Genomic DNA, 10,973 nt, shown 5'->3' on the forward strand with positions numbered 1-10,973 from the left:
CGACACGCGCGCGTGTCGGGGCCGCTCCGCTCCGGTCCGCGGACGGGGAGGGGCGGTCAGGCCGCCGGGTCGAGGACGACCTTGATGCAGCCGTCCTGCTTCTTCTGGAACGTCTCGTAGTACTGCGGGGCCTGCTCGAGCGGGACCCGGTGCGTGCGCAGGTCGAGGACGGCCAGCGGGTCGTCGTCGCGCTGGACGAGCGGCAGGATCTCGGGCACCCAGTGCTGGACGTTCGCCTGACCCATGCGCACGGTGACCTGCTTGTCGAAGAGCTCCATCATCGGCATGGGGTCGGCCGAGCCGCCGTACACGCCGGACAGCGAGAGCGTCCCGGCTCGCGCGACCACGGAGATCGCCGTGTGGAGCGCCGCGAGCCGGTCGATGCCGCCGACGTCCATGACCTTGCGCGCGACGGCGTCCGGCAGGAACGCCGCGACCTTGTGGGTCGCCTCGGCCACGGGCGACCCGTGCGCCTCCATGCCGACCGCGTCGATGACGGACTCGGGACCGCGCCCGTCCGTGAGGTCGCGGATCGCCGCGGGCAGGTCGTCGTGGTCGCGCAGGTCGAGCACCTCGATGCCGTGCCGGCGGGCCATCTCGAGCCGCTCGGGCACGAGGTCGACCGCGATGACGCGGCCCGCTCCCCGGTAGGCCGCGATGCGCGACGCCATCTGGCCGATCGGCCCGAGGCCCAGCACGACGACGGTCCCGCCCGCGGGGATCGCGGCGTACTCGACCGCCTGCCACGCCGTGGGCAGGACGTCGGACAGATAGAGGTACTTCTCGTCGGGCTGACCGTCGTCCGGCACGACGACGGGCCCGAACTGGGCCTGCGGCACGCGGAGGTACTGCGCCTGCCCGCCCGGGACCTGCCCGTAGAGCTTGGTGTACCCGAACAGCCGCGCGCCCTTGTGGTGCTCGTGCACCTGGGTCGTCTCGCACTGCGTCGTGAAGCCTCGCCGGCAGTTGTGGCACGTCCCGCAGGCGATGACGAACGGCACGACGACGCGGTCGCCGACGCGCAGGCGTGACGCCTCGGGGCCGACCGCCTCCACGACGCCCATCGCCTCGTGGCCGAGCACGTCGCCCTTGTCGAGGAACATCCCGAGCGTCGAGTACAGGTGCAGGTCCGAGCCGCAGATCGCGGTCGACGTCACCCGGATCACCGCGTCGGTCGGTTCCAGGACGGTCGGGTCCGCCACGGTCTCGACGCTGACCTTCTCGTTGCCCTGCCAGGTGAGCGCGCGCATGCATCCTCCAGTGGTCGGTGACGCCCGGCCTGCTGTGGCCCGGGCCGTCCCGCCCAGGCTCTCCCGGGGGGTGCGGTGCCGCACCTCGGACGGTCCCCGGCCGCGTCCGGCCCGGGGTGGCAGGATCAGCGCGTGGCGACCACGACCTCCGACGCGACCGCCCCCGCCGCCGCGGTGCCGGACCTTCTCGCCGCGCTCCGCTCGGCCGTCGGCGGTGTCGAGGCGGTCGACGCGTCCACCCGCCGCCGCGCGGAGTACAGCACCGACGCGTCGAACTACCGCGTCGTGCCGCAGGTCGTCGTCTTCCCGCGCGACGTCGACGAGCTCGTCGCCGTCACGGAGGTCGCGCGGTCGACCGGGACGCCGCTGACCGTGCGCGGCGGGGGCACGTCCGTCGCGGGCAACGCGGTCGGCCCGGGCATCGTCGTCGACACCTCGCGCCACCTCACCGCGATCGGCGAGATCGACCCGGAGGCGCGGACCGCCGTCGTGCAGCCCGGCGTCGTGATGAGCAGCCTCCAGGCCGCCGCGCGGCCCCACGGCCTGCGCTTCGGACCCGACCCCTCGACCCAGAACCGCGCGACGCTCGGCGGGATGATCGGCAACAACGCGTGCGGGCCGCACGCCGTCGCCTACGGCCGCACCGCGGACAACGTGGTCGCGCTCGACGTCGTCGACGGGCACGGCCGGCGCTTCACCGCGCGCAGCGGCGCGGGCGCGCTCGACGTCGTGCCCGGGCTCGGCGACCTCGTCACGACCCACCTCGGAACCATCCGCACCGAGCTCGGCCGGTTCGGCCGCCAGGTGTCGGGCTACTCGCTCGAGCACCTGACGCCCGAGCGCGGCGCGGACCTCGCGAAGATGCTCGTCGGGACCGAGGGCACGCTCGTGACCGTCCTCGGCGCGACGGTGAACCTCGTCCCGATCGCCGACGCCGCCGTCCTCGTCGTGCTCGGCTACCCGGACATGCCGTCGGCCGCCGACGCCGTCCCCGCCCTGCTCGCGCACGCCCCGCTCGCGGTCGAGGGGCTCGACGCGCGCCTGGTCGACGTCGTGCGCCGCCACCGCGGCGAGGCGCACGTGCCCGCGCTGCCGCCGGGTGCGGGCTGGCTCATGGTCGAGATGGGCGGCGCGACGCGCGAGGAGGCGCTCGAGCGCGCCCGTGCGATGGCGGCCGACGCCGGCACGACGGCGGCACGTGTCATCCCGCCCGGGCCCGAGGCGTCGTCCATGTGGCAGATCCGCGCCGACGGCGCGGGCCTCGCCGGCCGCACGCCCGAGGGTGCGCAGGCGTGGCCGGGCTGGGAGGACGCGGCGGTCCCGCCCGAGCGGCTCGGGGCGTACCTGCGCGACTTCGACGCGCTCATGGCCGAGCACGGCGTCGAGGGCCTGCCCTACGGCCACTTCGGCGACGGCTGCATCCACGTGCGCCTCGGCATCCCGCTCGAGCGGCGCGACGACGTCCCGGGCTTCCGCGCGTTCATGACCGACGCCGCGCGGCTCGTCGCCTCGCACGGCGGCTCGCTCTCGGGGGAGCACGGCGACGGCCGCGCGCGCTCGGAGCTGCTCCCGCTCATCTACTCGCCCGAGACCCTGGGCCTGTTCGGCGCCGTCAAGCAGCTCTTCGACCCGGGTGACGTGCTCAACCCGGGCGTGCTCGTCGACCCCCGGCCGATCGACGCGGACCTGCGGCGCCCCCACGCGCTGCCGATCGCCCGCAGCACCGGCTTCGCCTTCCCGCACGACGACGGCGACCTCACGACGGCCGTCCACCGCTGCGTGGGCGTCGGCAAGTGCCGCGCCGACTCGGGTGCGTCCGGCGGGTTCATGTGCCCCTCGTACCTCGCGACGCGCGACGAGAAGGACTCGACGCGGGGCCGCGCGCGCGTGCTCCAGGAGATGGCCAACGGCACGCTCGTGACGGGCGGTGCGCGCTCGGCCGAGGTGCACGAGGTGCTCGACCTGTGCCTGTCCTGCAAGGCGTGCTCGAGCGACTGCCCCGCCGGCGTCGACATGGCGCAGTACAAGGCGGAGGTCCTGCACCGCGCCTACCGGGGGCGTCTGCGCCCGCGCACGCACTACGCGCTGGGCTGGCTGCCGCGGTGGTCGAGGCTCGTCGCGCGGCTCGGCGTCGGCCGCCTCGCCAACGCGGTGCTGGGCGTCCGGCCGCTCGCGAAGCTCGTCCTCGCGGCGGGCGGCATGGACACGCGCCGCTCGATCCCGGCGTTCGCCCCGACGTCGTTCCGGCGGTGGTGGTCGGGGCAGGACGGCCGCCACCACAGCACCGAGGGCATGGGGGAGGCGACGGCGGGGGCGACGTCGCACGCCACCGGGGCGACCGACCCCGTCCGTCGCGTGGTCCTGTGGACCGACTCCTTCAGCGACGGGTTCGACCCCGACGTCCCGCGCGCGATGATCCGCGTGCTCCAGGCGGCGGGCTACGAGGTCATCGTCCCCGACGAGGACGCGTGCTGCGGCCTCACCTGGATCAGCACGGGCCAGCTCGACGGCGCCAAGGGGCGCCTCGGCGGCCTGCTCTCCGTGCTCGGCCCGTACGCCGTCAACGGCATCCCGATCGTCGGCGTCGAGCCGTCCTGCACCGCGGTGCTCCGCTCGGACCTCCTCGACCTGCTGCCGGAGGACCCGCGCGCGGTCGCCGTCGCCCACGCGACGCGCACGCTCGCCGAGCTGCTCACAGCGCCGCCGCCCGTCGGGCCCGACGCGTGGGAGCCGCCGAGCCTCGCCGACGTCACCGTCGTCGCGCAGCCGCACTGCCACCACCACTCGGTCATGGGGTACGACGCCGACCGCGCCCTGCTCCGGGCCGCGGGCGCCCGGGTGACGACCCTCGCGGGCTGCTGCGGGCTCGCGGGCAACTTCGGGATGGAGAAGGGGCACTACGAGGTGTCGGTCGCCGTCGCGGAGCACGCGCTGCTGCCGGCGCTGCGCGCGGCCGACCCCGACACCGTGCTGCTCGCCGACGGGTTCTCCTGCCGCACGCAGGCGCAGGACCTCGCGGGCGCGCAGATGACGCACCTGGCGCAGCTGCTCGCGGCGCGCCTCCCGTAGGACGGACCAGGGCGGGTTCGGGTCGCCCGGAAGGTGGTGCACAGGGCCCCGGGGGTCACTCGTGTCACCCGGCCCTCACCTGCGCCTTCGCGCACCTTCGTCACGGAGCAGTAACGTCCACCGATCGGGGCATTCCGGACAGACCCCCGCAGACCATAGGCTGCGGGCGGTCGAGGAGCGTCAGCTCAGTCGGGAAGTGCATCCCCCATGTTCCAGGTCGAGACCACCAGGTCGGTCGCGGTCCATCCGCTCGAGCCTGCCCCTGGTGCGTTCGCGCCCGCCGCCTCGAGCGTGCTCGCGCAGCACCTCGACACCCTGCTGGGCGAGCAGCTGCTGCCGCTGCGCCTGCGCGACGGCGACGAGGACGCGCCCTACCTGCTCGCGGTGGACGCGTCGGGCCAGCCGGTCGTCGTCGAGATCGTGCCGGTCCTCGACGAGGTCGCGGTGCTCCGCGCGCTGCGGCACGCGGGCCGCGCCGCCGGCATGAGCGCCCAGGACCTCGCCGCCGTCTACCGGGGCGGGCCGACCCGGTTCGCCGCCCACCTCGCGGCCTTCCGACGCACCGTGCCCGCGACGTCCCTGCTCTCGACGACCGTCCGGAGCGGCGCGCGCCTGCTGCTCGTCTGCTCGGCGATCGCCGAGGGCATCCAGGACGTCGTGGAGTTCCTGCTCCAGCCCGGCTGGCAGGTCGACATCCTCCAGGTCGGTGTGGTGCCGGGCGCCGACGGGGCGCGCATCGTCGACGTCTACCCCCTGACGCGCACGCCCCCGCCGCGCCGCGCGATGGAGCCGACGTCGTTGCGGGTGGTGCGCGACGACGGCTCGGCCGGTCGCGCGCCGCGCCTCTCGACACCGCCGTCGGGCGAGGCGCTGCCCGGGCACCACGGGCCGTCCGCGCACCGGCCGGCGACGCTGCCGCACGCGACCCTCCGCGCCGACCCCGGGCGCCGCATGCCGAGCGTCGCCCCGCCGCCCTTCGCGGTGCGCGTCACGACGCCGGCCGCCGGCCAGCCGCTCGTCCGTGAGAGCGCGGCCCCACGGACGCCGCCGCCCGACGGCGCGTGGACGTTCGCCCGCACGCCCGGGGAGGGCGCGCCGCACGAGCGCGGCACGGCCGCGTCGCGTGGGGACGTTCCCCCGGCCCCGGCGTGGGTGCCCCGTGACGACGTCACGTCGCCCGAGCCCGCGTGGGACGGCGGCCCGTCGGCCCACACGGCGCCGCTCGCGTCCGAGCCGGCTGCGGCGTCCCTGCCCTACGCCTTCACCGGCGTCGCGCCCGCCCCGGCGGCGGACGGCCCGGACCCGCGCCTCGTCGTCGTCGCCGCGCACTTCGGCGCGCCCGTCGCCCTGGTGTGGTCACGGGACCGGCGCGGGGAGTACTACGAGGCGCTGCTGCACGAGGACGGGTGGATCGAGCTGCCCGACGGGTCGTGGTTCCAGGACCCCGACGTCGCCGCCGAGGTGGTCAGCGCCGCCGAGGCGCCGGTCGACGGCTGGGCGGTGTGGCGGCTCGACCGGCCGACGGGTCCGTCGCTCGCCGACCTCTACGACCAGGCGGCCGCCGCCGGCTCCTGAGCCGGCCCCCTCCGCGGCCGCCGCCGGCTGCTGAGCAGGCCCCCTTGCGGCTGGTTGTGTGAAGGGTTGGTCGCACGAGGCGCGACCAACCCTTCACGCCTGCGTGCGGTCCGGCGGCGCGGCGAGCACCGGGAGTGGGCCCAGGGCGCCCAGGGCGTCGTCCACCGTCAGACCCAGCCGTAGGCGGACGTCCAGCGCGCGACCTCCGCGTAGAAGCGCGAGCGCGCGGGCTCCTTCGAGAGGGCGAGGTCGTGCAGCCCGCCCGCGACCCGGACGACGGTGACGACCGGGCCGAGCAGCACCGCGCGCCGCGCCAGCAGGTCGACGTCGAGCACGGTGTCCGCCTCGCGCATCTCCTCGCGCCAGCGGGGCAGCACGAGGCTGCGGTCGGACAGGGCGACCAGCACGGGGACCTCGAGCCCCAGCCCGCGGCGCACCTGCGCGTGGCCGCTGAGCACCGCCTGGACCCAGCCGGGCCGGACGGGGAAGTACGGCGTCGGGCGCCAGGCGGTGTCGTAGGTCCACTCGCCGCCGTGCTCGGTGAGCAGCGTGCGGGCGTAGAAGCCGGGGTCGATCGTCAGGAGCGGCACCTTGGGCTGGCGCCGGGCGAGGCCCTGGACGACGGGCATGCTGAGGTTGCGCGCGAACGACGCCCCCGTGAGCTCGAGCCAGGGGCTGTTGAGGACGAGGCCGGACACCGCCCCGGGGTGCCGCCGGGCCCAGAGCGCACCGACGAGGCCGCCCGTCGAGTGGCCCATGAGCATGACCCGCGCGCGCCGGCCGAGGTCCTTGCGGACCTGCGCCATGGCCGCGTCGAGGTCCTCGTCGTAGACCGCCAGGTCGTCGACGTAGTTGGGCGTCTGGTGGGGCCGCAGGCTGCGTCCGTACTTGCGCAGGTCGAGCGCGTAGAACGCGGCGCCCTGACGGCGCCAGAACTCGGCGAGGCCCGTCTGGAAGAAGTAGTCGTTCCAGCCGTGCAGGTAGAGCACGGCGCGCGCGTGCCGCACGCCCTCGTCGCCCGGCGGCCGGTGCCGCACGAGCGTCGCGACGACCTCGCCCTCGTCGTCGTCGGCCAGGGGCAGCGTGCGGGCCTGGTAGTCGGGACCGAGGACGTCGGTCACCCAGGTCGGCGTCATGCGCGACTCATCGGGATGTCACCACCACCTTGCCGAAGTGCGCGCCGGACTCGAGGCGGGCGAGGGCGTCGCGCGCGCGCTCGAGCGGGAACGTCGTGTCGACGACCGGCCGCACGCCCGTCCGGGCCAGGAACCGCAGCAGTGCCTCGAGGTCCGCCTTGGCGCCCATCGTCACGCCCACCACCCGCAGCTGGGTGAAGAAGATCCGCGTGAGCTCCGCGCCGGGCATGTCCCCGCTCGTCGCGCCCGCGACGACGATCGTCCCCTCCGGCCGGACGGACCGCACCGAGTGGGACCACGTGGCCGCGCCGACGGTCTCGAGCACCGCGTCGACCCGGAACGGCAGCCGCGCGCCGCTCTCGACCGCGTGCGCCGCGCCCAGGCCGAGCGCGCGCTCGCGCTTGCCCGCGTCGCGGCTCGTCACGACGACCTCCACGCCCGCCGCCGCCCCGAGCACGACGGCGGCCGTCGCGACGCCGCCGCCCGCGCCCTGGACGAGCACGCGGTCGCCCGGCCGCGCGCCCGCGGCGACGAAGAGCATCCGGTACGCGGTGAGCCACGCCGTCGGCAGGCAGGCCGCCTCCTCGAAGGTCAGCTCCGCGGGCTTGGGCACGAGGTTCCACGTCGGCACCGCGACACGCTCGGCGAGCGTGCCCGGGTACTTCTCGGACAGCAGCGTGCGGCGCTCGGTCGGCCCCACGCCGTGCCCGGTCTCGCCGATCACCGAGTGCACGACGACCTCGGTGCCGTCGGCGGTGACACCGGCCGCGTCGGTGCCGAGCACCATGGGCAGGCGGTCGGCGGGCAGGCCCACGCCGCGCAGCGACCACAGGTCGTGGTGGTTGAGGCTCGCGGCCCGCACGTCGACGACCGACCAGTGCTCGCGCGGCGTGGGCTCGGGGACCTGCGCCAGCGCGAGGCCGTCGAGCGGCCGCTCGGCGTCGGTGCGGGCGGCGACGGCGGCGAGCATGGTCATGCGCCCACCGTAGGACAGCCGCGGCTGCAGTGGCCGGCTCGGTCGCTCCGTACGCCTGGTGGGGGGTAGCGTCCAAGGTCATGATTCCGGACGCGCTCGACCTGGAACCGCGTCTCACAGCTACCAGTGCGATATCGGTGGGACGACCGTGATCATCTTCATGCCTTTCGAGCCACTCCTCGATCGCTCCGTGTTCACCTGCGGCAAAGCGTCGTTGGATGACTGGTTTCATCACTACTCAGGTCAGCAGGAGAAGCGGAGCACGGCACGGACAACCTTCGGCGTCGATGAGAAGGAGGCGCGGATCGCGTCGTTCTTCTCGTTGGTCACGTACCGCCTCGAGGTTGACCAGTTGGTGGGGACGCCTCTCGGCGCGAGGGTGCGGTACCCCATGTCCGCGATGTTGCTCGCTCGTCTAGCGGTCGACCAGCAGTACCAGGGGACCGGTCTCGGCGGCCTGACGTTGGCGCACGCGCTCGGCCGACTGGCCGAAGCTTCGGTCGACATCGGATTCGAGGTCGTGCTCGTCGACGCCATCGACGATGAAGCGGCGGGCTTCTACCGTCGATACGGCTTCCAGACCCTCAGCGACGATGGCGCGCGCCTCTTCATGCGCACCGACGACCTACGTGCCACCTTCGCCGAGGGTGAAACGAGTTGACCCGTACATCCGCGGTACGTACTGTGGCTGTACACCAACAGGAGCGGGCCATGGATACGATGACGGCTGCCACCACCTCGGAGCGATCTTCCAGACTTAACATGCGGATCGCCCCAGATGCACTTGAGACTCTGCGTGAGGCTGCTGCTGCACAGCAGCAGGACCTCACCTCGTTTGTGCTCGGCGCCTCGATGGAGCGCGCACGGGCTGTACTGATGGAGGAGCGGGTCATGCGACTCACTCCGAGCGAGGTCGAGCGACTTGAGGCGGCGATGGATCGCGATCCGATCGTTGTTCCGGAGTTGGCTGCGCTCGTCCGTCAGGTGCAGGACCTCAAGGTCTCGCGTCGCGCAGCGGCGCACTCGACTCGTTAAAGAGGCCTAGGACTCAGAGCAGCGGCAGCATCGTCCCGAGGTCGGGCACGGATTCGGACGTGTGCCGTGCCTGGAGCGCGGCGCTCAGCGCGCCCGTGTCGTAGGGCACGCGGCCCGCGGCGAGGCGCACCCAGCCGAGCGGGTCGACGACCTCGAGGTCCCACCCGCCGCGGTCGACGACGACCTCCAGCAGCGCCTCGGCGACGAGCCGGACGGCGTCGGGCTCGAGCGGGCTCTCGCCCGCCGGCACCGGTCGTCCGAGCGAGCGCACGAGGTCGTCGCCGTGCACGACGAGCTCCACGAGCCGGGTGACGAGCATGTCGGACAGGTGCAGCGGCCCGCGCAGCCCGTGCACGACGGGGTCCGGCGCGAGCTCGCGGAGCTGCGTGACCTGGGCGAACGCGGTCGAGGCGAGGGCGTCGAGCCCGTGCATCGGGTCGGCGGCGATGCGCTCGGCGAGGTCGCGCGTGAGCCGGTCGATCTCGTCGGCCCCGTCGCGGTACGCGCTGACGTACTCGCCCAGGCTCAGGGGCACGGTGCCCGCCGCGGCCGGCTGGACGCCCGCGAACGCCTCGAGGCCCCGGCCGAGGTGCGCGACGAGCTCGGTGACGGTCCAGCCCTCGACGGCGCTCGGCCGGCGCAGCGCCGCCGGCTCGAGCATCCCGACCCAGCGCCGCAGCCGCAGCCACTGCCGGCGCAGCACGTCGTCGATCGCGGTCAGCTCGGTCGCGTCCACGGGTCCGCCCATGGTCGACATGCTAGGGACGACCGGCCGGCGCGGCAGGGCGAGGGCCCGGCGCCGCGTCCGGGGCGTGGCGGGCTCAGCCCAGGAAGTCGCGGACGAGCGCGCCGACCTGGTCCTCCTCGATGAGGAACCCGTCGTGCCCGAAGTCGGACCGGATGAGGTGCACGCCGTCCGCGCCCGGGAGCGCCGCGGCCATCACCTCGGACTGCTCCGGCAGGTAGAGCCGGTCGGTGTCGACGGCGACGACGAGCGCGCGGGCCGGGACGCCGGCGAGCGCGGCCGCGACGCCGCCCCGGCCGCGGCCGACGTCGTGCGACAGGATCGACTCGGTGAGCACCACGTAGGTGTTCGCGTCGAAGCGCCGCGCGAGCTTGCCCGCGTGGTGGTCGAGGTAGGACTGCACCGCGAAGCGCCCGCCGCCGCCGAGCGGCTCCTCGCCGTCCTGCGGCGCGCGGCCGAAGCGCTGGTCCAGCTCGAGCGCGCTGCGGTACGTGGTGTGCGCGATCTGCCGCGCGACGCCGAGGCCGACGTGCGGTCCGTCGCCGTCGGGCGCGTCGTAGTAGTCGCCGCCCCGGTAGCGCGCGTCCCCGCGGATGGCCGCGACCTGGGCGTGCGCCCACGCGATCTGGTCGCCCGTCGTCTGCGCGGTGGTCGCGATGGGCGCGATGCCGCGCACCCGGTCGGGCGCCATGACCGCCCACTCGAGGACCCGCATCCCGCCCGCGGAGGCGCCGACGACGAGAGCCCAGTCGCGGATCCCGAGGGCGTCGGCGAGCGCGATCTCGGCGGTGACCTGGTCGCGCACGGTGACGTAGGGGAAGCGCCCGCCCCACGGCCGGCCGTCCGGCGCGGTGGACGCGGGCCCGGTGCTGCCCTGGCAGCCGCCGAGCACGTTGGGCGCGACGACGAACCACCGGTCCGTGTCGATCGGGCGGCCGGGCCCGACGAGCGACTGCCACCAGCCCGCCGTCGGGTGGCCCGGCCCGGCGGGACCGGTGACGTGGGAGTCGCCGGTCAGCGCGTGCAGGACGAGCACGGCGTTGTCGCGCGACGGCGACAGCGTGCCCCACGTCTCGTAGGCGAGGCGGACCACCGGCAGGTGGCCGCCGGCCTCGAGGGCGAGCGGACCGACGTCGACGAAGCGGCGGTCCCCGACCGGGTCGCCCGCGCGCCCCCCGGCGCGCGCG

The 10,973-nt window shown here is 75.0% G+C and carries 9 protein-coding genes; 4 read left to right on the forward strand and 5 right to left on the reverse strand.

Translation table 11 applies throughout. The features are described from left to right. Positions 1-56 precede the first annotated feature (56 nt). Complete coding sequence (locus JIG38_RS19195) at positions 57-1,250, reverse strand: zinc-dependent alcohol dehydrogenase (RefSeq protein ID WP_199425271.1); 1,194 nt, start codon at positions 1,248-1,250, stop codon at positions 57-59. Between the two features lie 132 nt (positions 1,251-1,382). On the opposite strand from JIG38_RS19195, the gene JIG38_RS19200 reads away from it, so the two are divergent. Further along, positions 1,383-4,319, forward strand: a complete 2,937-nt coding sequence (locus tag JIG38_RS19200; RefSeq protein WP_199425272.1) for an FAD-binding and (Fe-S)-binding domain-containing protein — start codon at positions 1,383-1,385, stop codon at positions 4,317-4,319. Between the two features lie 207 nt (positions 4,320-4,526). Next, a complete protein-coding gene (locus JIG38_RS19205) occupies positions 4,527-5,894 on the forward strand; it encodes a restriction system modified-DNA reader domain-containing protein (protein WP_199425273.1) in 1,368 nt (455 codons plus the stop codon). 167 nt (positions 5,895-6,061) lie between these two features. Here the strand turns inward: JIG38_RS19205 and JIG38_RS19210 are convergent, their stop codons facing one another. Together JIG38_RS19210 and JIG38_RS19215 are read right to left on the reverse strand one after the other, a co-directional pair. Beyond that, on the reverse strand, positions 6,062-7,030 hold the full coding sequence (locus JIG38_RS19210) for an alpha/beta hydrolase (protein WP_199425274.1): 969 nt from the start codon (positions 7,028-7,030) through the stop codon (positions 6,062-6,064). Positions 7,031-7,037: 7 nt separating this feature from the next. Then, positions 7,038-8,000, reverse strand: coding sequence for a zinc-binding dehydrogenase (locus JIG38_RS19215; protein WP_199425279.1), 963 nt, complete (start codon positions 7,998-8,000; stop codon positions 7,038-7,040). A 154-nt stretch (positions 8,001-8,154) separates the two neighbouring features. Here JIG38_RS19215 and JIG38_RS20805 point away from each other — a divergent pair, with 154 nt between their 5' ends. Next, positions 8,155-8,667 carry a GNAT family N-acetyltransferase gene (locus JIG38_RS20805; protein ID WP_199425275.1) on the forward strand — a complete coding sequence of 171 codons (513 nt, stop codon included), beginning with the start codon at positions 8,155-8,157 and terminating at the stop codon, positions 8,665-8,667. A gap of 50 nt (positions 8,668-8,717) precedes the next feature. Next, entirely contained in the window at positions 8,718-9,041 is a 324-nt protein-coding gene (locus tag JIG38_RS19225) for a type II toxin-antitoxin system TacA family antitoxin (RefSeq protein ID WP_199425276.1), read from the forward strand. Positions 9,042-9,054: 13 nt separating this feature from the next. On the opposite strand, the gene JIG38_RS19230 is transcribed toward JIG38_RS19225, so the two are convergent. Both JIG38_RS19230 and metX read right to left on the reverse strand, forming a co-directional pair. Next, complete coding sequence (locus JIG38_RS19230) at positions 9,055-9,789, reverse strand: maleylpyruvate isomerase N-terminal domain-containing protein (protein ID WP_199425277.1); 735 nt, start codon at positions 9,787-9,789, stop codon at positions 9,055-9,057. A 73-nt stretch (positions 9,790-9,862) separates the two neighbouring features. Further along, positions 9,863-10,973, reverse strand: a 1,111-nt coding sequence (gene metX / locus JIG38_RS19235) for a homoserine O-acetyltransferase MetX (protein ID WP_199425278.1), incomplete at its 5' end; no start/stop codon positions are given.

The organism is Actinotalea solisilvae, from assembly GCF_016464425.1.
Lineage (GTDB): Bacteria > Actinomycetota > Actinomycetes > Actinomycetales > Cellulomonadaceae > Actinotalea > Actinotalea solisilvae.

Excerpts from the sequence above, each read along its gene's own strand:
- JIG38_RS19195 (WP_199425271.1), bottom strand. The coding sequence starts at position 1,250 with ATGCGCGCGCTCACCTGGCAGGGCAACGAGAAGGTCAGCGTCGAGACC.
- JIG38_RS19210 (WP_199425274.1), bottom strand. The coding sequence starts at position 7,030 with ATGACGCCGACCTGGGTGACCGACGTCCTCGGTCCCGACTACCAGGCC.
- JIG38_RS19230 (WP_199425277.1), bottom strand. The coding sequence starts at position 9,789 with ATGGGCGGACCCGTGGACGCGACCGAGCTGACCGCGATCGACGACGTG.
- JIG38_RS19215 (WP_199425279.1), bottom strand. The coding sequence starts at position 8,000 with ATGCTCGCCGCCGTCGCCGCCCGCACCGACGCCGAGCGGCCGCTCGAC.
- JIG38_RS19225 (WP_199425276.1), top strand. The coding sequence starts at position 8,718 with ATGGATACGATGACGGCTGCCACCACCTCGGAGCGATCTTCCAGACTT.
- JIG38_RS19205 (WP_199425273.1), top strand. The coding sequence starts at position 4,527 with ATGTTCCAGGTCGAGACCACCAGGTCGGTCGCGGTCCATCCGCTCGAG.